This is a genomic window from Pseudomonas sp. B16(2017), assembly GCF_002113205.1.
GTDB lineage: Bacteria > Pseudomonadota > Gammaproteobacteria > Pseudomonadales > Pseudomonadaceae > Aquipseudomonas > Aquipseudomonas pharyngis.
In genome coordinates, this window is the sequence record NZ_NEKA01000004.1 from 457,676 (window position 1) to 481,299 (window position 23,624).

General features: G+C 61.5%; 12 protein-coding genes. 3 read left to right on the forward strand and 9 right to left on the reverse strand.

What is annotated here, in order from left to right:
• Positions 1 to 23 precede the first annotated feature (23 nt).
• The 7 genes from CAG25_RS09570 to CAG25_RS09600 form a co-directional block, all read right to left on the reverse strand.
• Positions 24 to 1,427 (reverse strand): ABC transporter substrate-binding protein, encoded by a 1,404-nt coding sequence (locus tag CAG25_RS09570; RefSeq protein WP_085610492.1) that lies wholly within the window; start codon positions 1,425 to 1,427, stop codon positions 24 to 26.
• A gap of 234 nt (positions 1,428 to 1,661) precedes the next feature.
• The gene (locus CAG25_RS09575; RefSeq protein WP_041062341.1) at positions 1,662 to 1,907 is read right to left on the reverse strand and encodes a ferredoxin family protein; all 246 of its coding nucleotides are present in this window, start codon (positions 1,905 to 1,907) and stop codon (positions 1,662 to 1,664) included.
• Positions 1,908 to 1,932: 25 nt separating this feature from the next.
• Entirely contained in the window at positions 1,933 to 3,663 is a 1,731-nt protein-coding gene (locus CAG25_RS09580; protein WP_085610493.1) for a fumarate reductase/succinate dehydrogenase flavoprotein subunit, read from the reverse strand.
• Positions 3,664 to 3,665: 2 nt separating this feature from the next.
• On the reverse strand, positions 3,666 to 4,412 hold the full coding sequence (locus CAG25_RS09585) for a GntR family transcriptional regulator (protein ID WP_064597137.1): 747 nt from the start codon (positions 4,410 to 4,412) through the stop codon (positions 3,666 to 3,668).
• Between the two features lie 221 nt (positions 4,413 to 4,633).
• On the reverse strand, positions 4,634 to 5,602 hold the full coding sequence (locus CAG25_RS09590; RefSeq protein ID WP_085610494.1) for a Gfo/Idh/MocA family protein: 969 nt from the start codon (positions 5,600 to 5,602) through the stop codon (positions 4,634 to 4,636).
• Positions 5,603 to 5,611: 9 nt separating this feature from the next.
• Complete coding sequence (locus CAG25_RS09595) at positions 5,612 to 6,499, reverse strand: Dyp-type peroxidase (RefSeq protein WP_085610495.1); 888 nt, start codon at positions 6,497 to 6,499, stop codon at positions 5,612 to 5,614.
• A gap of 56 nt (positions 6,500 to 6,555) precedes the next feature.
• Positions 6,556 to 7,590: an AraC family transcriptional regulator gene (locus tag CAG25_RS09600; RefSeq protein WP_085610496.1), complete on the reverse strand. Its 1,035-nt coding sequence runs from the start codon at positions 7,588 to 7,590 to the stop codon at positions 6,556 to 6,558.
• A gap of 210 nt (positions 7,591 to 7,800) precedes the next feature.
• Here CAG25_RS09600 and CAG25_RS09605 point away from each other — a divergent pair, with 210 nt between their 5' ends.
• From CAG25_RS09605 to CAG25_RS09615, 3 genes are all read left to right on the forward strand, one after another.
• Positions 7,801 to 8,748, forward strand: coding sequence for a transporter (locus tag CAG25_RS09605; protein WP_085610497.1), 948 nt, complete (start codon positions 7,801 to 7,803; stop codon positions 8,746 to 8,748).
• Between the two features lie 253 nt (positions 8,749 to 9,001).
• Positions 9,002 to 9,196 carry a hypothetical protein gene (locus tag CAG25_RS09610; protein ID WP_064597149.1) on the forward strand — a complete coding sequence of 65 codons (195 nt, stop codon included), beginning with the start codon at positions 9,002 to 9,004 and terminating at the stop codon, positions 9,194 to 9,196.
• Positions 9,129 to 9,470: a type II toxin-antitoxin system RelE/ParE family toxin gene (locus CAG25_RS09615; RefSeq protein ID WP_082934424.1), complete on the forward strand. Its 342-nt coding sequence runs from the start codon at positions 9,129 to 9,131 to the stop codon at positions 9,468 to 9,470. Before CAG25_RS09610 ends, CAG25_RS09615 begins: the two co-directional genes overlap by 68 nt.
• A 49-nt stretch (positions 9,471 to 9,519) precedes the next feature.
• On the opposite strand, the gene CAG25_RS09620 is transcribed toward CAG25_RS09615, so the two are convergent.
• Together CAG25_RS09620 and CAG25_RS09625 are read right to left on the reverse strand one after the other, a co-directional pair.
• Entirely contained in the window at positions 9,520 to 22,002 is a 12,483-nt protein-coding gene (locus tag CAG25_RS09620; RefSeq protein WP_085610498.1) for a filamentous haemagglutinin family protein, read from the reverse strand.
• A gap of 189 nt (positions 22,003 to 22,191) precedes the next feature.
• Positions 22,192 to 23,301 (reverse strand): substrate-binding domain-containing protein, encoded by a 1,110-nt coding sequence (locus tag CAG25_RS09625; RefSeq protein ID WP_085610499.1) that lies wholly within the window; start codon positions 23,299 to 23,301, stop codon positions 22,192 to 22,194.
• Positions 23,302 to 23,624: the final 323 nt, after the last annotated feature.

Consider the following 23,624-nt stretch of genomic DNA (forward strand, 5'->3'; position numbering starts at 1 on the left):
CATGGGAACGATCTACGTTTGAGTCAACGGGTGGCCACGGCCTGGGTCGTGGCGTCGGTGAAGTCGAGAACCTTCCCGCCCTGCGCCGACGCGTATTGCTGGGCTTGGCCTTTGAGCAAAAACGCGCTGAGGCGCCCCTTCGCATCGCTGGCAAACCACGCCTGCTCCGCCAGCAACTTGATCCCGCTGTCACTCGCCTGGGCATACACCGCCCGGATGTTCTTGCCTTCCGACTTCAGGCCGGCCAGCGCCGTGAACGCCTCTTCAGCCGAGGCATAGCGCCGAACCTTGTCCTCCCCCCGCACCCAGATTTCCGCGACATGGCTGAAATCGCTGATAGCTTTTCCAGTCACCGCATCGACCGACTTCAACGGCGTCTGCGCGTAGTTGGCCAGTTGCGCGGTGTAATCCAGATTCGAGGCCTTGAACGCCGCGCGGATGTACTGATCGTCGATAAAGGTGTTCAGGTCGAGCCCGCGATCGGCCTTCTTCAGCAGCTTTAGCGTGTCGATGGCCGTGCCCACGGCCTGGCGGTATTCCGGTTTCCAGGTCAGGTCGCGGGTCTGCACGCCCAGCGGGCCATGGAACAGGTAATTGACCTCGGCATCGACGCCGGTGACCTTGGCGATCAGTTCGCTGTATTTCTCGGGCTCGGCGGCCAGCAGTTGATTGGCCTCGATGCTGGCGCGCAGGTAAGCAACGACGATTTCCGGGTATTTTTTCGCGTAGGCCTGATCCACCAGCGCACCGTGGAAGGTCGGTGCATTGGCCTGGGCGCCGTCGTAGATCTTGCGAGCGAAGCCACGGCTCGGGAACAGCTCGGCGAACGGTACGAAGTCGGCGTGGGCGTCGATCTTGCCGGCCTGCAACGCCGAGCCTGCGACCTCCGGCGGCTGGGCGATGATGTTCACGTCCTTCAGCGGATCCCAGCCCTGCTCCGCCACCGCGCGCAGCAACATGCCGTGGGCAGTGGACGCAAACGGTACGGAAATGGTCTTGCCTTTGAGTTCGCTCAGCGACTGCACGCCCGACGCGCTCGGCACCACGATGCCGTTGCCGCTGCCCTTGATGCTGCCCGACAGCACGCTGATGAACAGGCTGTGTTTGCCGGCGGTTTCGAACGCCACGCCGTTGAACGCACCGGGGAAATCGGCCATGGCGCCGAAGTCGAGTTTGCCGGCGACCATCTCGTTGGTCAGCGGCGCACCGCTGGTGAAGTTTTTCCACTGCACGTCATATTTGGCGTCTTTATAGGCGCCCTCGTGAGGCAGGTATTTGTCGAGCAGGCCCAGCTCACGAATCAACAGGCCGCCGGCGGCGCAGTTGATGGTGGTGTCCTGGGTGCCGATGGCAATGCGGATGGTTTCGGCCGAGGCCGACAGGGTGAACGAAGCCAGTACCAGACCGGCGATTGCTGCACGCAACATGGTTGAATCCCCTCGAATCATTTATAGGATGTTCGTCTCCGCCGCGATCAGGGCGCGGTGGGAAACGAGGGGTGTTTGGTGAATCCAGCGTCCGGGGTTTTCCGGATGGCTATCGGCTCGCTACAAATCCCCTGTGGGAGCGGGTTTGCTCGCGAAAGCGGTGTTTCAGTCAATAGTGATGCCAGCAATGCCGGCCTCTTCGGGAGCAAGCCCCCTCCCACAGTGGATTTGGGGTCACCGCAGGAGATAAGGGATTTCGACTTTGACGGCACCAGTCGGGCAGTCCTTTTCACACGGCATGCAGTACCAGCACTCATCGAAGGCCATGTAGGCCTTTTGCGTGGCCGGGTTGATCGCCAGCAGGTCCATGGGGCAGACGTCAACGCACACGGTGCAGCCCTTGTCGGCGATGCATTTGTCCTCGTCCACGGTGACGGGGGCGTTGGAGCGGAAGAAGATTTCCTGGGCTTGATAGGCCATGGTTCGGACTCTCTCTAGTGGTGCATCAAGCGGCGAAAGCGCCGACCCGCAGACGGTCGTAGGCCTGCATTTCCTCGGCGTCGAGGGGGATGATGTAAGGCTCGACGGCTTTCTTGAAACTGGTCATGCGCCCGTCCTCGCCCTTCTTCAGGTGGCAGTGGCAGAACCATTCGCGGTCGTCCCGTTGCGGGTGATCGACGCGGTAGTGGTACAGGCCCCAGCGGCTTTCTGCGCGGAACAGCGAGGCGCGGGCAGCCATTTCGGCGCAGTCGCGGATCACGCTGGTTTCCATGGCGCGCATCAGTTCGTGGGCGTTGTTGGCCTTCATCTCGTTGAGATCGCGCTCGATGTCGCTGAAGCGTTGCAGGCCGATTTCCATCTTCTTCGTCACTTTCGGCGGTTGCAGGTAGTCGTTGACGAAGCGCCGCAGCTTGTACTCGACCTGCGCCGGCGGCAGACCGTGCTCGCGATCCAGCGGTGCGTAGACCCGGCCCTTTTCCTTTTCGATCTGTTCGGTATCCAGCGCGGAGAACTCGCGCCCGGCAACAAACTCCGCCGCGTTGTTACCTGCGAACCAGCCGTAGGTGAACGCGCCGAGCATGTAGTTGTGCGGCACGGCGGCCATGTCACCGGCCGAGTACAAACCTTTCACCGAGGTTTCGGCGCGCTCGTTGACCCACACGCCGGACGCCGAATGGCCGCTGCAAAAACCGATCTCCGAGATATGCATCTCGACCATCTGCGTGCGGTAATCGGTGCCGCGATTGGCGTGGAACTGGCCACGACTCGGGCGTTCGTTGCTGTGGAGGATTTCCTCGATGTTCTGGATGGTTTCCTCGGCCAGGTGATCGAGCTTGAGGAACACCGGGCCGTTGCCGCTCTCCAGTTCCTGGTGGAACTCCCACATCATCTGCCCGCTCCAGTAGTCGCACTCGATGAAGCGTTCGCCCTTGTTGTTGGCGGTGTATCCGCCGAGCGGCCCCGTGACGTAGGCGCAGGCCGGGCCGTTGTAATCCTTGATCAGCGGATTGATCTGGAAGCACTCGAGGTTCGCCAGTTCAGCCCCGGCGTGATACGCCATCGCATAACCGTCGCCGGCGTTGGTCGGGTTTTCGTAGGTGCCCATCAGGTAACCCGAGGACGGCAGACCTAACCGGCCGGCCGCGCCACAAGCGAGGATCACTGCCTTGGCCTTGATCACATGGAAGTCGGCGGTGCGGCAGTCAAACCCCATCACACCGTTGACGGCGCCCTCCTCGTCGGTCAGCAATCGGGTGCAGACCAAGCGGTTGGTGATGCTCACCCGCGCCCGCTTCAGCTGGCGATACAGGACTTTCTTGATGTCGTGTCCTTCCGGCATCGGCAGCACGTAGGCGCCCATGTGGTGGACTTTCTTCACCGCGTAATCGCCGGTTTCGTCCTTCTCGAACTTCACGCCCCAGCGGTCGAGCTGCTCGATGGTTTCGAAACTGTGGGTGGCATAGGCATAGACCGCTGCCTGATTGACGATGCCGTCGTTGGCGATGGTGATTTCCTTGGTGTACTGCTCGGGCGTCGAGTGGCCGGGAATGATCGCGTTGTTCAGGCCGTCCATGCCCATGCTGATCGCACCGCTGCGTTTGACGTTGGCCTTGTCGACCAGCAGCACGCGCAGTTCCTTGTTCTTTTCCTTGGCCTTGATCGCGGCCATCGGGCCAGCGGTGCCGCCACCGATCACGACGATGTCGTATTCCTGCTCTAAGGTGTTGCGGGTCATGTTCAGGCCCCTTTTTGCCGGTCAATCCGCAGGCGGTACTGGAACGCATCGCCACGGTAGTAAAGGTGTTCGAAGTCCAGCGGCTGGCCGTTGGCGTCGTGAGTCAGACGCTCAATACGCATGATCGGCGAGCCGGCCTCGACGTTCAGTGCCTGGGTCAGGTCGCTGTCGGCCAGCACCGCGTCGATGGCCAGATCGGCGTGGCCGAGGGCGATGCCGCAGTCGTTTTCGAGGATCAGGAAGATGTCGCGGGTGACCAGATCAGCCTTCTCCAGCCGCTCGCCGACGGCTTTGGGCAGGTAGGTGATTTCCAGCGAAATCGGCTCGCGATTGATCAGGCGTACGCGTTTGATCTGCGCAACAGTTTCGCCTTCGGCGACCTGCAAACGCTCGGCGACCAGTTTGTCGGCGGCGATGAATTTGAAGCTGCGCAGGCGGTTGATCACCTCGTAGCCACGGCCGGTCATGGATTCGGCGAGGCCTTGCAGGGTGCTGACGTTTTGAAAGGTCTTGGGCTTGGCGACGAAGGTGCCTTTGCCGTGGATCTTGAAGATCAGCCCTTCCTTCTGCAGATCGCCCAGGGCCTGGCGCACGGTGATGCGGCTGACCTTGAACAGGGCGCCGAGCTCACTTTCGGACGGCATCTGGCTGTCTTGCGGGTATTCACCGTCGAGAATCCGGGCGCGCAGCACGTCGCGCAGTTGGGTGTGCAGAGGAACGCTGCTTAAGGAGAGAACGTTATCGGTCATCACGGGATCACTTGTTATAACGAGTTATGACGTGATCTTAGAGACGTTATGACAAGCTTGAGAAATACCGAATGAGCATAAGGTTAGACAGGTGGCGCAATTTCTTAATGTGGGAGCGGGCTTGCTCGCGAATGCGTCGTGTCAGGCACTATTCTGGTAACTGACACTCCGACTTCGCGAGCAAGCCCGCTCCCACATTGGTATTGAGTGCGACCAGCGAATCAGTAGCGTTTGAGAATCTGATCCATGACCCAATCGGTCTTCAGGGCTTCGGCGGCGACTGCCGGGTGCCGGGACTCACCGCGAATCTGCGCATTCATGCCGAGTACGTGGTGCCACTGGATGTGTTCGTGATGGGGAATTTCCAGGCTGACATGTTCATCGGCATGCAGCTCGACCGGATGTTCGTCGAACACCGAAAAACCGATCCGCCCTTGGCTGCCGATGATCTCGACCCGATCCTCGCGCCGGTCCGCGACAAAGCTCCAGCAACCCATGCCCAGCGCGCCCGAAGCGAATCGCCAACTGGCGCTGACCGCATCTTCCGCCGCGTACAACCCGGCCTGACGCGCGGTGAAGCCGGCGACTTCGACGATGTCGCCGAGCAGGTACTGGAACAGGTCGAACCCATGGCTGGCCAGATCCGCGAAATACCCGCCACCCGCCACCGCCGGATCGGTGCGCCAGTTTGCGCTGCCGTCCAGATCCTTGGGCGATGGTGCCTTGGTCAGCGTCCAGCTCAAATGCCGCACCTCACCGATGCGCCCCTGCTCCAGCCATTGCCGCACCTGCTGGAAGCGCGGCAATGAACGGCGGTAATAGGAGACGAACAGGTGCAAACCGGCATCGGCAAACACCTGCTGCATCTCGCGGCTTTGCCCGACGTTGAGCGCCATCGGTTTTTCCACGCAGCAATGCTTGCCGGCGGCGGCGACTTTCAGGCTGTAGGCGTGGTGGCTGTCGGGTGGCGTGGCGATGTACACCGCGTCCACCTCGGGGTCGTTGATCAGGGCATCGACGTCGGTGTAAGTCCGGGCGATACCGTGGCGCGCGGCGTAATCGATCACCGCTTCGAGGCGTCGCCCCATGACGGCCACCAACGCCGAGCCGGGCGCCTTGTAGAAGGCCGGCCCGCTCTTGCGTTCAGCGACACTGCCGCAACCGATCATGCCCCAACGCACCACGTTCATGCTTGCGCCTCAGCCGATGCGCAGTGCGCGCAGGTCGAGGTGGCCGTTTTGCAGCGGCGGGCACCAGTAGTAGCCGCCGGTGATCGGCCGGCTGATGCGGTACAGACCGTCGGTGATGCCGTCTTCCAGACCGCTCATGCGCCGCAGTTGCGCTTCGAAGGCATCAAGGGAGAAGCCGAACGCGAGGAACATCAGGCCGGCGCGATCGCCTTCGATCCACGGCATCGAACGACGCACGACGAAGGCTTCCGGGGCGAAGCTTTCCTGGGCGGTGCGTTTGACGTGAGCGGACACCGGGGCGTCGTCGATCTCTTCGTTGTCGCTCAGGCGACGGCCCATGATGTTGTCCTTGTCCTCGGCGGACAGTGCATGGAAACCCTTGAGGTCGTGCTGCCACTGCTGGATCGCAGCGAAGCTGCCACCGACCAGACCGTCAGCGCCTTCACTTTGCAGTGCGGCGGCGATGGCGGCTTCGTCATGGGGGTTTTCGGTGCCGTCTTCATAACCGGTGAGGTCATGGCCGTCCTTGTGGCGGAAAGCTTCCTGCATCTGCACCAGACGCAGCGCCGGGGCCAGGGCGGCCTCAAGCGCAGTGCTGCGGTTGAGCAGCTCGCCACGGTCGACGCCGTGCAGCCAGACCCACAGCGCGTGCTGGGTCGACGGGTTTTCCACGCCGACACCGGTCAGCGCCGGAAAGCTGCGCAGGCCGTCGACGTGCACATTCAGGGCCTTGGCCAGGGATTCACCAAAACCGACCACCGCCGACTTGCCATCCACCAGGTTCAGCAGGTTGTCGATCGCCTGCGGCAGCGCTTCAACCGACTCGAGAGCGAAAAACAGGTGACGTGCTTGCGGCGGAACAGGGGTGGCGAGAATGCCCGGCTGGTAGTAACTCATGTCGACTCCTTGGAAAGAGCGCGGAGTTTAACTGTAGGCGGAGGGTTTGTGGGGGATCAGATGACGCACTCGCTGCGCCACGCACTCGGGCTCTTCCCCGTCCAACGCTTGAACGCCCGGCGAAAACTGCGCACATCGCTATAGCCGACCTCCTCGGTAATCCGCTCGATCGGCATATCAGGATTGGCCAGCAAACTCATGGTGCGCGCCTGCCGCACCTGCTCCAGCAACGCTTCGAATGTCAGCGAGTGCTCAGTCAGCCGTCGGCGCAAAGTCCGGCTGCTCATGTTCAAGTCACCGGCAATCTTTTCAATATGGCTGCCCCGGCTCAGATCCCGGGCAATCGCCCGCTCCACGGCCTGGATCAGATCAAGTTTCTGATGAACCTGCGCCGCTTCCAGTTCCAGCAGTTTGACCGCCTGACGCAGCGCCAGCGAATGATGATTGGGCAGGTTCACATCCAGCCATTGCACGTCGATCAGCATCCGATTGTGCAGGCAACCGAAGCGCACCTCCGGCCCCAGCAGGCGCCGGTATTCATCAACGTAATCCGGCGCCGCATGCATGAATTCCACGGCAATCGGCTTGAACGTCTCGCCCACCAGCGCCCGGCCATAGACCAGCAGGCTGGCGAAAAACTCTTCCACCGCAAACACCTGCACCTCGGCAAACGGCAGCCGGCATTCAACGTCAACGTAGACCTGATCGCCCACCACATCGACGCTGGAAACGACGATCCCGCCGGAGGTGTGCTGATGCCGAACGCCAATGTCGAACGCATCGCGCAAGGTCTTGCACAGCGACAGTACGTGCCCCAGCAAACCGAGCGTCCCGAGCACGTTCTGCGCGCCCACCCACAGGCCCAGCCCCTGATTGGGCAAAGCTTTAAGCGCCCGCTGGATCATCGCCACGGCCTGGCGGTAGGAAATCCGCTGCGAAGGATCCTGCAGATCTTCGAAATCAAAACCCAGGCCACGGCACAGGCTCTGCGGCTCGACGCCCTTGTTGGCGGCGACTTCGGCCAGGGTTTGCAGGAGAAACGGCGACACCAGCGCCATTTCGAAGGTCGGGTCTTGGACTTTTACGTTCATGGGGGCTGACATTCCGGATCACGCTGAATTGTTATTTTTGTAACCGGTTATATCGAAGGAAGTTAGCACAGGGTTGGCGGACTGTCCGCAGAAGTCCCCTTCCGTGTCCGCCAATACCCTGCCCTGTTGTGCGCCAAGGGCTTATTTCTATCGTGGCCGGACGCCCTGCGTACCGGCGTTGCGCCAAACACAATAATAATGAGGACGGACATGACCCCGAACCGCGCGACATTCCCTGTGCGACTGGCGCTGAGCCTGCTCGGCTGCGCCGCGACCCTGCCGGCGCTGGCCACCGAAGCCGGCGTCGACAACATCGGCCCCGGCACCGACGGCTTCTTCATGCTGCCGCTGGAAGTCGACAGCCTTCCGGAGAACATGGTCGCCTTCAATCTCTACTACAACCACTACAAGTCACGAAAGCTCAACATCAGTTCGCTCGGCGGCAAAGTGCCGAATGTCGAGATCGAATCCACCGCCGTCATCCCGCGTCTCGACTACCTGAGCCCGGTGCGGATTTTCGGCGGACGTCTGGCCGGTTACATCGCCCAGCCGTGGCTCAAGCAGGAAGTCTCGGTGTTCGGCCTGAGCGATACCCGCGAAGGCATGGGCGATACCACCATCGCGCCGATCATCCTGTGGGACATGGGCAAGGACCTGACCCTCGGCGCCGCCGTGGAAATCACCGTGCCCACCGGCGAATACAGCGTCGATCGCCTGGCCAACACCAGCAACAACTTCTATACCTACAAACCGCTGTTTTCCTTCACCTGGCTGCCGACCGAACGCACCGAGGTATCGATGAAGACCACCTACAGCTTCAACGAGAAGAACAAGGACACCGACTACAAGTCCGGGCAGATCTTCCACTTCGATTACTCGGCCAGCTACAAGATCACCGACGACCTGATGCTCGGCATCAACGGCTATTTCCTCAAGCAGACCACCGATGACAAACAGTTCGGCCACACCGTGCAGTTCGCCGGCGAAGACGTGAACGACGGCGTGCGCGGCAAAGTCTTCGCCATCGGCCCGGCGCTGCACTTTACCTTCCTCAAATACGCCAGCGCGGAGATCCGCTGGGCCAAGGAGTTCGATGTGGAGAACCGGCCGGAGGGGGAAATGTTGTGGGCGAAGGTGAGTATTCCGTATGCATTCTGAGTGCATTTGTAGGAAGGTGCGTGCGGATTTGTAGGCTGAAAACCTGAAAAACAGAGGGTAGGAATAGGCCTACAGTGGCAGTCGAGATTGCCGGACAACGGGGGGAAACGTCCGGCAGATTTCAAAGGGGCGCTTGCAGATACTGGGCTTCGTTATCCCATGGTTCTTCAAGGGCTCATGGGGTACATCGTCTGCCAGTGACGACAATGGGCCATTCCCCCTTAAACTGCTGAAATTGATCACGGAGATCACTATGAGCATATTGCATTCCCCGTTTTACGCTGACTTCGAATCCGAAGAAGAGGCAGAGAGCTACGATCGCTGGTTTCGTGCGGAGGTACAGGATGCACTTGATGATCCAAGTCCTGGCATTCCCCATGATGAAGTTATGGCAATGCTCGACCAGATGCTGGAAGAGATGCGCAGGAAGCGCCGCTCTGCTGCTTGAATGGAGCAGCAAGTCCTCGCGTCAACTGGCTGATATCTTCAAATACATCGAGCAACACAACACCAACGCTTCAATTTCGCTAAGAAACAAGGTGGGTGCAGCAGCACAGCGACTTTCATCAATACCTTATGGTTACCGACCCGGCCGAGTACCTGGCACTCGCGAAATGGTGATTCATCCGAATTATCTGCTGGTCTATCGAGTGAATGGCCACATCAAAATACTGAGGGTGCTTCACGCCCGACAAAAATACCCTCCAACTTCATCAACCTAAAAAAAAGGGCGACCAAATGGCCGCCCGAAGCGTACTACACGAGAGTTCTTTACAACGTCAGCTGTCCCCGCTCCTCTTCGGTCAGCTGCTGTTTCGCCTGTTCATCCAGCGCCCCGGCGCCCAGCACCTGCACCGGGCTGTTGGGGTTGTAGCCGGGTGTCGGCGCGCGGCTGGCGCCGTCGCGGGTCGGGGCCAGTTGTTCGTTGCCGAAGCTCAGTACCTGCACGGTAAATACCGAAGCCTGGTTCTGGCGCGAGGCGGCTTGTTGCTGACGGGCGACGTCTTCCGCCGCCTGGGTTGCCGACGACGCGGCGGAACTGGCCGAGGTAATCGCCCCGGTGTTGACCGCCGAAACCACCGGCACGCCGGTCGCCTTGCCCTGCACCGAGATGTTGGCGGCGTTGACCACCGTCAGCGCGGCGATGTTGACGTTGCCCGACACGCGAATCCCCGCCTCGCCCGCATCGATGGTGCCCAGCGGCGCGATCAGGTCGATGTCCCCCGGGGCCACTTCGGCAATCGGGTTGAGCGTGGCGATACCGGCGCCGGTGCTCGGCACCGATGGCGACAGGGTCACGTTGCCCCAGGTGTCGTACACGCGTTTCGGCGGGGTGTAGACCACGGTGGTTTTCGAACCGCGACCGGCGTTGATGTCGCCCTCGGCAGACCAGCCGAGGATCGAGCCGCCGAACGTGGTCATGATCCGGCTCTGACCCAGCAAAATACTGCCTTGGGAGTAGAGCTGAATGTTGCCCGAACCCTGGGTGATGATCCCTGCCGTGGACGGCGGCGCGGCACCCTCGATGCCGAACACCTGACCGCCGCCCGGCGTGAGCATCTGGATATCGCCACCGAACAGGGTCTTGACCCCGGCGCCACCGTAAAGGGTGATGTCGCCGTCATACCGGATCGGGTTTCCGGCCACGTCGGTGGTCGGGAACAGCGAAGCAATGGCGTTGCGACCACGCAGGTAACTGCCTTTGCGCGGGCCGTCGACGTCGTTGTACTCCAGACCGCCAGCACGTAATTCGGCGAAGTACACCTGACGGGCGAAGATCGCCTGCTCGGCACTTGGCAACGCTGCAAAGAAGGCTTGCGCCTGTTCGGCGTTGCCGCTGAAGCCGTAGCCCAGGGTCAGCCAGCTCTGCAATTCGTCGAGGTAGGTCTTGACCACTTTGCCCTGCTGCCCGTTGAGGGAAACGCTCGGATCGGCAAAATTCTGCGGGTTCAGATAACGCGCGATGAACCGCGAATAATCCGGTCCTTGCGCACCCACGCCCGCCTGCATCACCACGCTGGCGCCGGGTCGCTTATCGCCTGCCACCAGCGATCCGAGGCTGGTGATGCTGGCGCGGTTTTCCATGAGGATGTTGCGCCCGGCATTGATATCGAGGACACCAGGGCCGGCGATATCGAAACTGCTGTAGAGAATGTCGCGACCGGCAGAAACGCGAGAAATGTCTCGTGGATCGTTATGGACAAACAGGTTGCCGGTGGACGTGATGTTCTCACGGTTGATGCCCATCTCTTCCGGCTGCACGGAGGTTGGCTGTCCAAGATTGGTCCCCGACGCGACAATGTCACGACCGGCGAGCATCCAGACCGGCCCGGCGGCCTCATACCAGGTCCGTTTGGATATTTCGAAATTCAAGGTCTCACCGGTGCGTATACCCACCAGATCACCGGTCAACGCATAAAAGCGTGCAGGCTGCTGCACATCGCTCAATCCCGAATAGCTGTCGGGACCGAATGCGAACAGCGGGTAACGCGTGTTTCCGTCCGGAACAACACCGTCGCGGCTGTAATTGCTGGCCACCAGTGAGCCTGGCGAATTGGCATCAAAGCGATTGAACGCCGGATTGAATGGTGTAGCGATGGCCAAAGGACTGGCACCGGATTGATTGATCGCATAGCCACCCGCGTAGATCGAGTCACCCGCCAACAATTCCAGCTGACCTGACTGCGATGGCGCCAGCAGCAACGAATAGGCTTTAAGCGGGTTGTTGCCAAGCCCGCCGTCAAAAGCGGCAGACGGACCGGCATAAATGGAACCCTGCCCCGCCACTGCCCGAAGGATGGAGGGATAGACGAATCGACCGTCCGTAGGCGAAGTGTTTCGCCCAAGGATCAGATTGTTGGAACCGTCGAACTCTGCGATCTGCGTACTGGGCGTGAGATTGCCACCCGCCGAAAACAAGTCGATTGCCGTATGGTCGGTCCACAACGAAAAACCACTCAGGATCCCGCCTCTCTTGATGTCCCCATTGCTGTCGAAAACAGGGGTCGCGTTCTGCAGGCTCACTCGCCCCGGATCCCCAGCCCCGCCCAACACCAGATCGCCACGGGTGCTCAGGCTCATGCCCGAGTCACCGGGAATCAACACCAGGCCACCGGAAGCTTTGCTGAGCGTGGAAGTAAACGGATCGAAAGCGCGCGTCTCTCGCGGGTCATTGAATTGCGAGGCCGCGCCGTATTGCAGATCAATTCCGCCCACAGCCCCGCCACTCAATTGTGCCGCGCCGCGCAGGTTAATCAGTGCACCTTGCAGATCGTGGAATGGTCGCGCCGTGCCGGTATCACCCGCCCGGGCTTGCAGCGACGGGTTGAGCTGACCGCCAATGCGGATATCCATGTCACCGCCACCGGTCATCTGCACGCTACCATCGCTGCCGATTCTGCCTGTGCTGCCGACTGCCACGATCAGCCCTTGACTGCGCAGGTAATTGCGCGAATCGCCCATGGGCTTCAACAGGCCCGCGTCAGCCCCGGCGCGCAAACTGATGTTGCCGCCGCCCAGCGTACCAAAGCCGGTAAACCCCACCAGATACGGGTCGGTACTGGTTGCATTCGGTATCGGCTGAGTGATGTAACTGCCGAAGTTGATCCACCAGGCGGTTGGAACATCGGCACTCCCCGTCCCCTGGCGCCACAGCCAGTTGCCGACGGCGACGCTGGCGATCTGGTCGCGGAAACCGCCGGACGTGGTTTGCTCCTTGTGCCCTACCGAGTCGCCGGAAATCGATCCACCGGCATTGATTGTGAGGTTACCGCCCAGCTGTGGATACCAGGCCTGATAAAGGCTGTCAGTGCCACCGTTGACCCATTTTTCGTAGTCGGCCCCCGTGCTGCCCAGAACCGAGTTGGTATCGGAAAGGTGCCCGCGTGGCTGGTTATAGAGCGGATCGACATTGGCCGACTGCGTCCCTGCGGTGTACACACCAAAAGGTGAGTCCATGCTCAGATTGCCCGCCGATATCAGGTCGAGATCGCCCGTCCCTGTGCGCAGCACACTGAACATCTGGGTGTGAGCCTTGGCGGATTTCTGCGGATTGTTTTCCAGGCACAACTCCGGCATCAGTTGGCAAAGGATCAGGTAGTCATCTTGAACGGGCTCGTAATCGGCGCCCATGCCACTGCCCGGTGCCCAGACCCAGCGTGCCATCGGCGCGCAATCGCCGGGACCGATCTCGCACAGAATCAGGTACTCCTCGGGGATCGGCTCATACGCGGGGAAGCCATACTGGTTGCCGACGGCCCAGACCAGTTTCGCGGCACCCTGAGTGACCGTCACGCCATAGTGAGTATCCGCCAGTCGTAAATTGCCTTCGCTGGTCACCGGTTTGACCATGCGGTTATCGGCGGCCTCAAGATCGGCACCGGCCACCACACGCATTGACCACGACGCACTGCCCGACGGCAACATGCTCGCCACTGCCCAGTTCTTGCCCTGCTGCGTGCCGTTGAACGGGCGCAACTCGATCAGGGACGTACCGTCGGCCAGTTTCACGTCCGTCATTGACGGAATCAGCGACCCGCGCAACAAGGCCAGTGAACCGCTCAACAGAACGCCGTCAGTGTTGCCGGTGTCTGCATCGACAGTCCCGGGGAGCGGCACTCCTTTGGGCCAGGTCATCGCGTCCAGCGAGGTCGCCTTGTTCAGGCGAATGCCTGCACCCAGACGCGTAGTGGCTGGCAAGGTCACGCTGTCGCTGAGCAATGTTCCTGCGGCGTACAGCAAATTGCCGTTCTGGTCGTGAATCGCGCCAGCCAGCACCGTACCGGCGCTGAAGGTATAGGACTCTTTCAGGGTCACTTGACCTGGCAGCAACGTACCGCTGGCGAAGGTCGCACTCTGAATCGCCACGTCATAGTTCAGCGTTGCACCTACCGGGAACCTCGTACCCTCGGCCAGCGAAACACCGGTGCCCGGAACGATCAGATCGCCGCCGAACGGCTGCACACCTGCAATCAGTTTCCAGCCGGCATCATCGACGGTTTCAGGTGGCGGGGCGAAGCCGTCGTTGATGCTGCCGTAAATATCGAGGTTGCCGCCGGCACGGATCACCAGGCTGCCGGCCTCCCCTGAACCGTAAACGGCAGGGTTCAGCCGCGTGTGCGGATTGAGACTGGCGTAGCGATAGCCCGAAAGGTCCAGATCGCCCTCCACCACCAGATCACCGTCGGCAGTCTTGCTGGCGATTTCCACGCCCGGTCGCAGATGGAATGCATCGGCGTAGGTGGCGTTGTTCAGCCCGGCCAGTTTGCGTTGCAGCAGCTCACTGTTGCCCAGCGCAGCGTTGATGAAGCTGTTGCTGTCACCGTGAATGCGATCGAGCATGGCTTGATCGATGACCTGATACGGCCGCCCGCTGACGGCCTGATCGACACCATCACGGGCATCGGTGTAACGGCGCATGCCATTGAGCCCGATAGAACGCGCGCCCTGAATGGTCAGCGCACCACTGGCGTCGATGGCGAGGTCATTGCTGCCCAGGCGTGGCGCGTTCAGCTCCAGCGTGCCGCGCAGCATTCCATCGTGTTGCCCCGCCAGGAAACCGGGCACGGCATCGGTGCCGTGGCGCAGGTCGATGCGCGCGCCGCTGCCCAGCGTGAGCAAGCCATCGCCGGAACCGAGTTCGACCGTGGCACGGTTCGGCGCATCGATGATCTTGCCGTAGCTGTCCACCCGCAGCACGCGACCATGGGCATCGAGCACGCTATTGCCCGCGAGGGTCAGACCGTTTTTCGCCGACAGACGAATGCTGCCGACACGTTCGCCGCTGGCATCGATCAGACCGGCCACCGTCAGGCTGCCATTGTCCACCGACACATTGACCTCACCGGCCTTGAGACCGTCGCCGATCACCAGGTTGCCCTGCTTGAGCTGCAAGCTGCGGCTGCCGAACACCTGACCGGCGTTCAAGCGCTGGTTGAGCGCGGCAAACTGCTCGGAGGCGTCACCGTCCAGACGCTGCGCGCGAATGTCCACGCCCCCGGCCTTGTACGGCACCAACGTGCCCCCGGCGTCGTAGTAACCGCTGCTGCCGCCGACAATATCGCCTTGCAGGTCGACCATCCCGGCTGCGTCCGCCAATGCGACGACGCTGAGGTTGCCGGCCTGATTGTTCTGCGCCGACAGGTCGATGCGCGAGCCCGCGGCCTGACGGATATTGCCGTTGGCGCTGTACAGCGAAACATCGCCGCCCCAGCTGTACTTGCTGACATCGTTGAACGGCAAGGTGCGCCCGGCCATATCCAATACGGCTCCGCTGCCCAGGGTCAGATCGCCCTCGGACTTCACCGTCAGCTTGCCGCTGGCCAATGCGATACGGCTGTCGAGCACAATGTCGCGGGCTTCGAGGTTCAACTCCGCACCCAGGGCATTGGTCACGCCGACAGCCCCGGCGCCACTGAGCGTCAGGCTGTTACCGGCCTTGAGCAGACTGACCGATGCGGCCTCCCCCGTGAGCAACGGCGTGCGCAGATTCAGATTACCGCCACTGTAGCTGTAACCCTTGACCGGGTCGTAAGCGCCCTGCTCCTGATACACCGCCAGACTGCCCTTGTGATTGGCGGTAATGCGTTCACTGGCCGTCAGGTTAACGTTGGCAAAACCCAGCACCAGACGATTGTTCTGATCCAGACCATTGGGCTGTGGCATCGGCCCGTAACCCAGCTCGATGCGTTGCGCCTGAATATCCAGCGTCCCCTTTCCGGTGCCGGCCCCCTCTTTGATCACCGTGCCCGGGTTTTGAGTGGCACCGTTCCAGATCAGATTGCTGGTACGGATGGTCGCCACATCATTGGCATCGCCCAAGCCGTAAATCGCAGGTGTCACGAGTAACAGATTCTGCAACTTGCTCTGACCGGTCTGCGGATCGAGCGTATCGAGGGTCACGCTGCCAAAGAAGTTGATTGCATCACGAGCGGTCAGGCTCAGGGTTTCAAGGGCTGGCGCACCATACTGGGTATCGCCGCGTAACAGGCGGTCAAGCACAGTCGGGTTCAGTACCAGGCCATTGGGTACGCGGTTGCCTGCCGCCGCCAGCGACGCTGCATTACCGACATTCACCGCGCCCACGGCGAGCGCCAGATGTCGGGTACCGAAACGTACTGTCTCACCCAGCTCGAACTGATCGTTGGTGGCGGCGGTAATGCTGCCATTGGAATAAAGCAGCGCCGGGTTGCTGCATGCGCCCGACGCGCAGCTGCCGATACGAACGTTGCCGCCGCTGCCGAGGTCGGGTGCCAGCACATTGGTCCAGCCGTTGGACACCAACAACATGCTGGCGGCCCCCGGTTTATAGAGATAGCCGTCTGCGGAGTCATAAGCGACATTGCCGCGCCCCAGCGTATTGATGCCCGCCCCCGCCTCGACCGTTATCCCGCCGGCGCCCGATGTCGTGCGCAACAGGACTTCCGGCGCCGACAACACGGCCCCTTCACGCAGAACGATGCTGGAGTTATCACCCAGGAAACTGATGAGATTACCTTCCACGGTGTACCGCACATTCGGCATTGCACCGACGGTCAGACGTCCTGCATTCAGGTTGTTCAGGGTATCGGCATAGAGAGAGACGCCTTTGAAACCCTCAGTGGGTGCATGCCCTGCACCCAGGATTTCAAAATCTGCGCCGGCGTTGCCACTGCGTACCACCGCTGTGCCGACCCTACCGCTTTCGGCTGCCGCGAATAACGCGCGACCCGCGAACTCCAGCGCAATGTCTTGCTTGCCGCCAGCAACCAGGCGCAAATCCAGTGTCTTGCCATCCATCGGCGCCAGCGCCCTTGGCACGCCACGGCGCGCGGCATCGCTCTGGATAAATGCAGTGAATCCGGTTTCGTTGTACTGCGAATAACGGCGCAACACGTCAGCCGACGTCAGAATGACCTGACTGGCCAGACTGTCGCGCAGGCCGGTATTGGCAATCGACATCTGTGCGTTGCTGGTCCACGAACCATTGCGCAATGTGCCCGTTGTCGTGCCTGGTGCGGCCTGACCATTGACCTCGACCCGGAACGCACCGGGCAACAGCGCGAAAGTAGAAGGCAACAGTGTGTAGGTGCCCGCCGGCAGCCCCGGAACACCAGCCCCCAGCGTGATTTGCTGGCCGATACGCGGGTCCACCGCACCGGCTTCGGCGAGCACGGGCGCGTAGGTACTCTGATTGCCCGGGACAATGGCGTAGACCGGGTTGCTCGCCAGCCCCGGCAAGCTGAATGTACCGTCAGCGGCGTTGCGTACCAGCGGGTTGAAACGCGCATCGGTCGAGCCGCCACGCCCGGAAACGAAACCGGCGCCGCGCAGATCGCCACCGCCCGAAAGGTCAATGACCGCGCCGCTCTGTACGTCAATGAATTGCGAGCGGATTGCCACGCCGGTGTTCTCGCCCGTGATCCCCTCAAGGGCGACGGACTTGCCGTTGTAAAGGTAGTCGATGCCATCGGTGGTGCCACCATACGGCATGACCAGGCCGGCAGCGCTGACCGAAGTCAGGCTGCCGGGAAGCAGATGAACCTCGCGGGTCTGGGTCAACAGATCGTCACCCAGAGAAATCAGGCCCAGCGGTGCGCGAATCACCCCTCCCTGCTCGACGTACCCGCCATACAGACTCAACTTGCCGAACACCGAGTACGGCAATGCAACGGGCGCCGCACCCCGTCCGCTGATGCGCAACGTGTGCGCCGGCGCCGTAATCGAGCCCTGATAACCGACACGCACTTCAGCCTGGACGCCGCTGGCGGGATAAATCTGTGCAGCGCCAAGGCTCAAGTCACCCGGCGTCCACAGGCGGGTCTTCTCCGCGCCATCGGTCTGTGCCAGGAAACGCAGATCACCGCTGCTATCAAGCGATACCTCGCCAAAAGCCCGTCGGCTGTATTCAGCGGCAGGGCCGCTGACTTGCCGGATCACGCCCTGGGTACCGAACGACAGACCGTTGCTCAGATCCAGCAGATTCGCCGATGCGTTGAATCTGGCCTCTGACAGTCGGGTCGTCGGATTGAGTGTTGCCTGAGGTCGAACCTTACCGACGATGCCGTAGTAGGTGCCGACTCCGGACAGGCGCAGATAGGGTGCGCTGACATTGACACGCGTTGCATCGTTCGACGACTCGGCCAGAGACAAGGCGCCCGCATACAGGCTCAGGCTCTGATTCATGTGCAGATTCACGTCACCGTCGAACGACAGCAGACCGTTGCTGAGCAGACTCAGGTTATCGAAACCACCACTCATCAAACCATCGGCACTCAAGCGCGCCTGCCCGTAGCGCAAACCGTCAGCGCTATGGCCGGGTTCCAGATCCGATCCCAATCGCTGATCAGCCGCGCCTTGAGCAATGATCATCTCCCTTGGCGCTCGCACCTTGTTGTCCGCAGAGTCCGCGTACAACGGTGATTCCAGGGCAATGTCCAGACGTCCTCCAGCGGCCCCGAGACCACCCGCCACCGCACGCAGACTGCCTTCGATGAACAGACCGTTGTAAGAACTCAGGCTGATGCGACCACCGTCAGTGGCGATGCGGGTCGGACCCTGGCCGGCGATATTGAGCAACGCCTCTGCACCCGAGGCATCCAGCCGTGCGCCTGGTCGTACGATCACGTAAGCATCGGCAGCGGTGGCTGTGGCGAGTTTCGAGTCGATCTCGCCGCCGATGACGATGCTGCCGCCCTTGCCCACCTGACCATACGTGCGCCCCAGAACGTCCGTTGCGGTACTGACTTGGCCGGATACATCCAGCACGGCCTGTTCACCGATCCAGATCGAACGGTCATGGGCCTTCGGATCGGCAACCAGGATGGACGTCGCCGGCTTGATCGAGCCGAACTGTTGCTGGCGGATGTCAATCGTGCCGCCCCTTGCATACAGCTCACCGTCGACGGTGATCTGCCCGGCGCCACGCAGCTTTATGCTTTGTCCCGGGTCGACGCTGATGCGCGAGCCACGGCCCAGCGTCAAGGTGCTGTTGGCGGCATCGATCAGGTCGTCCAATGTCGCGCCACCTTGCAACGTCAGGCTGGCACCGGCGCGCTGGGTCAGAACGCCCTTGGTCGGGTTTTCCTGGAACAGCGTCGGGGTCCACAGCTCCAGCGCCGTACGCGGATCAACGCCGCTGATCTCGTTCGGTGCCGCATCGCCGAAACGGTAGACCGGCATGTTCACGTCGATTGCGGTGCCTTCGGCAACTTCGAGTCCGCTCAGGCCGATCAGGTTGTAGGCGGAGAATCCCTTGTCGAACAGATCAGCGGACAGCAGCAGGGTGTTTTCCGCCAGGGTTTTATCCGTTTGCCCGACGAGTATTTTGTTGGCCTGCACCGTCAGGGTGCCGCCGCCCGTGACGCCGTACCCGCGCAGTTCGCCATCGAGGTTCAGATGGGTCTTTCCTGGCGCGGAAATAGCGCTCGACTCCAGCGTCAGGTCGCCGCCCTTGCCGCCCCGGGTTTTGCCATTGGCAAGCACGGCACCACCGGAAGAGACATCGAGCAGGCTGCCGGCTGCGACGTCGATATCGCCGCTGCTACGGACCGATATCAGGCCACCGTTCAGATACGCCAGGCTGGCGTTATCGTCCGGGTTGGTGCGCAGGTTGCTCCACAGGCCTCGTGTATCGAGAAGCACGCCCTCGGCGATGCGGGTTTGTGTCGCCTTGTCGGTTTTGGCCGCCAGGCGAGTGTCGGTGTTTGTACCGCCGTTGAACTGATTGAGTACGTTGCCCAGACGCAGGCTGCCACCGCGAGCAGTCAGGTCGGCGCCGACCTGCACATCCGGGGCGTACAGGGTGATGTCGCCACCGTTATCGACCGTGAGAGCGCCGTCAACGGCGATCTGATCCTTGGCCGAAACCTTGAGCGCACCCAGGCGGAATCCGTTGAGCTGATCGTTATCGAGATACAGCTTGCCCTTGCGGGCATCGGACACCGCGCCGGTCAATTCAAGATCGTTGTCGGCGACCGGGCGCGTGCCACCGATCTGCACCTGATCAAGCATTGGATTGAGGGTGTAGAGCAGGCCGTTCGACGCCGCGACAAAGGTCGGGTCGTAACTGCCGACAATCAATTGCGCACGCCGGGCCAGCGCGGTCTGGCTCTGCTGATAGCCGTCGAGCACCGGTTTCGGCGCCTGATTCTGCCGCTCGCCCTGGTACACGTCACCGATCATCTGCCCGTCGAGCACGGCGCTGGCAGTGGAAATCACCAGTTGCCCGGCATCCCGGCCCACGGTGTAACCCGACTCGAAGCGCGAACGCGGAGCGATCAGCGGGTTGTAGAAGTAGCTGGTCCGGCCCCAGCGCTCGCTGTTGTCTTCATAACCTTTGTACAGCCCGGTGTAGAGCAGATCCCCCGGTGCACGGGAAACTTCGTACAAGCGCCCGTCTGCGCCACGCAGCCAGCTCTGGCGGATCTGCCCGCTCTGCACATCCAGGGTGCCGCCGGACAGGTTGATCAGCGAACCCTTTTCGGTGACCACGTCGTTGCCGGCGAAACTCACCACGCCACCTTGGGCCATCCACTCGCCGACGCTGTGCCCCTGGGTGCCGAGATAACCACCGACTTCCAACAGGCCACCGGCGGTGTACCAGCGATCCGTGGCATAGCCGTTGGTGCCGGCCGGCACATACACCAGCTCGCGCACATCGACCCAGATGTCGTTGCTGTTGAGCGCGCCCTTCTCGCGGTTGACCGACGCATCACGCTGCTCATTGCCCTGCACGTTGATCTTGATGCTGTTGTTTTCCATCGCCACCTTGACGCCGATGGCACCGGACACATCGATCATCGCGCCCTCACGCACCAGGCTGCGGCGCTGCGCGCTGACCGCGACCTGCCCGCCTGTGGCCAGAGTGATGGAGCCATTCTGGAACTCGACGCTACCGCCGCTCTGGATCTCGATGCGCGACTGGTCGCCACGGACTCGGTTGTTGGCCGTGACGCCCGTCAGCGCGGCCTGATGCTGGCTGTCGAGGGCGGTCATGTCGCTGCTGTCGAGCATGATCGCCGTGGCACTGCCCTGCCCCAGCGTCACGCTGCCGTTGGTATCGGAGATCGGGTTGGTGAGGTGAATCGTGCCTCGCGTCGCCACTGACGTGCTGGCGAGCAATACGCCGTTTTGCACCACCTCATGACCGGTCAGGGTGATGTCGCCCGTAGCGGACTGGATCAATCCGTTGTTGCTGACCTTGCCTGCCACCGCACCGGCCTTGAATCCCGGAATCACTTCGCTGCCAAATGTGGTCGACAGCGCATTGCCTTCGGTGCCCGAGCCCTTGCGTATGTAGAAACGGTCACCGGCGGCCAGCACGGTCTGACCCTTGGCAGTGTTGATGCTGCCGTCGTTCTGCACTTCGTTGCCGAGCAGCAGCGCATAGCCGCCGGCATCGGTGGAAGCCGACGGTTTATGGGTTTCAATCGAGGCACCGCGCTCCACCAGCACTTTGCCGGCCGCATCGGTGAAGGTCGGTTGAGTGCCGGTGCTGTCGAAATACAGACCCCGATCACGGAACTGGATATCGGTGATGTTCGCCGCTGCCGCCACCAGGTTGCGCACGTTGACCTGACTGCTGCCGCTGAACACGATGCCGTTGCGGTTGATCAGCATCACCGTGCCGTTGCCCTTGATCCGGCCTTGAATCTGGCTGGCCCGGGCGTTCGGATCGTTGACCCGGTTGAGCACTGCCCAGTTCGACTGCTGCGCGAAATCGACCGTGGTGTTGCGACCGACGTTGAAGGTTTCCCAGTTGAGAATGGCCTTGTCGGCGGTCTGCTCGATCGTCACTGTGGTCTTGCCATCGACCTGGGTCTGCTGCGGGCCCTTCGCGTTCTGCCAGCCCTGGGTCAGGCTGTTGTCGACTTTCAGACCGCCTTCGCCCAGACCGTCCGGCACAAACTGCACCGAGCCCAACGCGGCGGCGCGCCCGGCCGCCTGCGCCGCCTGTTGCGCGGCAATCGCGGCGACCGTGTTGTTCAGGGTCTGAATCGAACGCTGCAACTGCGCATTGGCCTTCTGCTGCTGGGCCAGCGGCGGTGTCATTCCAGGCAAGCCACCCACGCTCGGACGTGCCGCCGCAGCCTGTTGCGCCACGCCCTTGGCAGCAAACCAGCCCGAACTGAACGCCGTCTGCGCCTGCGCGCTGCCCGCCACCAGACACAACGCCACCGCGTGCGCCAACGGTTTAAGCAACCACAGCGCCGGCTCCATGGCTTCACGTTTGGAGGACAGAACGCTGGTACGACGACGGGATGGGCGAGCGAGCATCACTACGAGATCCTTTTTGATTGCCACACAAGGCCGCAGGCGTGCAAAAACCTGCTGTTACGTCATAGGCAGTTGGCGAGGGGCGCGACCGAACGGATGTCACACAAACTTCATGATTGAGGTGTATCCAGCCAAAAAAAATGGCGGCAACCCGAAGGTTGCCGCCATTTCTGTTACGACTGCGCGAGCTTACAAAGGACGACCGATGGTGTTGCACACGGTGGTGTTGTTGATGTCCAGGTTGTTGCCCGAGGTGTTGGTGATGAAGTTGGCGGTTACAGCGTTTTTCCAGGAGTCAGGCACTGCGACGAACTTGTGAGCCTGAGTCGCGGCGTTGTTGCCCGGGATGCTGTAGTGCTTGGTCAGGAAGGCTTTGACGTCGGCGGCCACGGCTGCATCCTTGTAGCACTGACCGAAGATGAAGTTGGTGTAGGCAGCGAGCTTGTAACCCAGAGCCGGGTTGGCAACCACTGGCGACCAGTTGGCCGGGTTGGCAGCCTGGGCAGCGGTCGAAGGAGCGGTAACCGATGCCAGTGCCAGGTTGACGTTGGCCGAAGTCGGCTGAACACCGTTGACGCGGGCAACAACAGCGTTGCTGGTGGCATCTACACCGTCCGGACCGACGTAACCGATGGAGCCGTCAACTGCGTTCACGGCAGTGGCGACATCGGAAGTGTTGGCAACGCCGACCCAGTTCGAAGGCAGCGCGATGCCACCGATACGAGCGGCGGTGAAGGTGGTGCTGGTGGCGAACTGAGTCGGGCAGACGGCGTTCAGGTGACGGGTCAGGATTTCCGAAGTGCCGCTGGAAACGTTGCGATAAACAACGCGGATGGCGGTGGTGTCGGAAGTGCCCAGTACAGCACCCCAAGTGGTTTTGGCGCCGGAGAACACGTCGCACAGTTGAGCGCTGGTCAGGTTCAGAGCGGTCTGACCGGCTTTTTTGTAAGGGATGGCAACCGAAGTGGCAACCGAAGGCAGTTGAATCAGCGGCCCGAACGAAGCGCCGTAGGTGCTGCTGTAGGTGCTGAGTTCCGAAGCGCTGAGGATCGAGTCGCTACCGGCGAAGTGCACAGTGCCAGTGGTGCTGAAGCCAGCCGGGTTGTTGGTCAGGAAAGCGGTCTTGCCACCGCCGCTGCCGATGGCTGCGTAGCTGAAGTTGGCTGGCAGGATGCTGTCGGACGAGCCTTTGTACAGAGCGGCTGGCAGGGTTGCACCACCACCGGTAACGGCCATGGCTTGAGCGGAAGCCAGAGCGGCAACGGTCAGGGAAGCTGCGATCAGAGTGCGCTTGAACATGAAGAATCTCCTTTTCAACGTTGGTTGTGAACACAGGTTTTCAGGGGTCTTGCATGACGCTGGGAGGACTCACCGCTGACCTTCGCAAGCGGGGTCCGGGGTTAAGTCGCACTGAGAAATTCGCAGTTTCCGGTGACAGATAAAGGAAAAAACCTCGGGAGGTGCAGGCTGATTTTCGAGGGATTTTCTCGGGTGTTCCGGGGGTTGTGCGAAGTGTCTACGGCAAGCTTTTCGAGGGAATCGGCCACAGCCCTTGAAGGGCCGTTGCAGATGACAGAAAGGAGAACCCGAGGATGGGGGGAATGAGGGTCGGGTGATGCTGA

Coding starts and splice junctions, on each gene's coding strand:
- CAG25_RS09620 (WP_085610498.1), bottom strand. CDS start 22,002: ATGCTCGCTCGCCCATCCCGTCGTCGTACCAGCGTTCTGTCCTCCAAA.
- CAG25_RS09600 (WP_085610496.1), bottom strand. CDS start 7,590: ATGAACGTAAAAGTCCAAGACCCGACCTTCGAAATGGCGCTGGTGTCG.
- CAG25_RS09580 (WP_085610493.1), bottom strand. CDS start 3,663: ATGACCCGCAACACCTTAGAGCAGGAATACGACATCGTCGTGATCGGT.
- CAG25_RS09605 (WP_085610497.1), top strand. CDS start 7,801: ATGACCCCGAACCGCGCGACATTCCCTGTGCGACTGGCGCTGAGCCTG.
- CAG25_RS09610 (WP_064597149.1), top strand. CDS start 9,002: ATGAGCATATTGCATTCCCCGTTTTACGCTGACTTCGAATCCGAAGAA.
- CAG25_RS09570 (WP_085610492.1), bottom strand. CDS start 1,427: ATGTTGCGTGCAGCAATCGCCGGTCTGGTACTGGCTTCGTTCACCCTG.
- CAG25_RS09575 (WP_041062341.1), bottom strand. CDS start 1,907: ATGGCCTATCAAGCCCAGGAAATCTTCTTCCGCTCCAACGCCCCCGTC.
- CAG25_RS09595 (WP_085610495.1), bottom strand. CDS start 6,499: ATGAGTTACTACCAGCCGGGCATTCTCGCCACCCCTGTTCCGCCGCAA.
- CAG25_RS09585 (WP_064597137.1), bottom strand. CDS start 4,412: ATGACCGATAACGTTCTCTCCTTAAGCAGCGTTCCTCTGCACACCCAA.
- CAG25_RS09625 (WP_085610499.1), bottom strand. CDS start 23,301: ATGTTCAAGCGCACTCTGATCGCAGCTTCCCTGACCGTTGCCGCTCTG.
- CAG25_RS09590 (WP_085610494.1), bottom strand. CDS start 5,602: ATGAACGTGGTGCGTTGGGGCATGATCGGTTGCGGCAGTGTCGCTGAA.
- CAG25_RS09615 (WP_082934424.1), top strand. CDS start 9,129: ATGAAGTTATGGCAATGCTCGACCAGATGCTGGAAGAGATGCGCAGGA.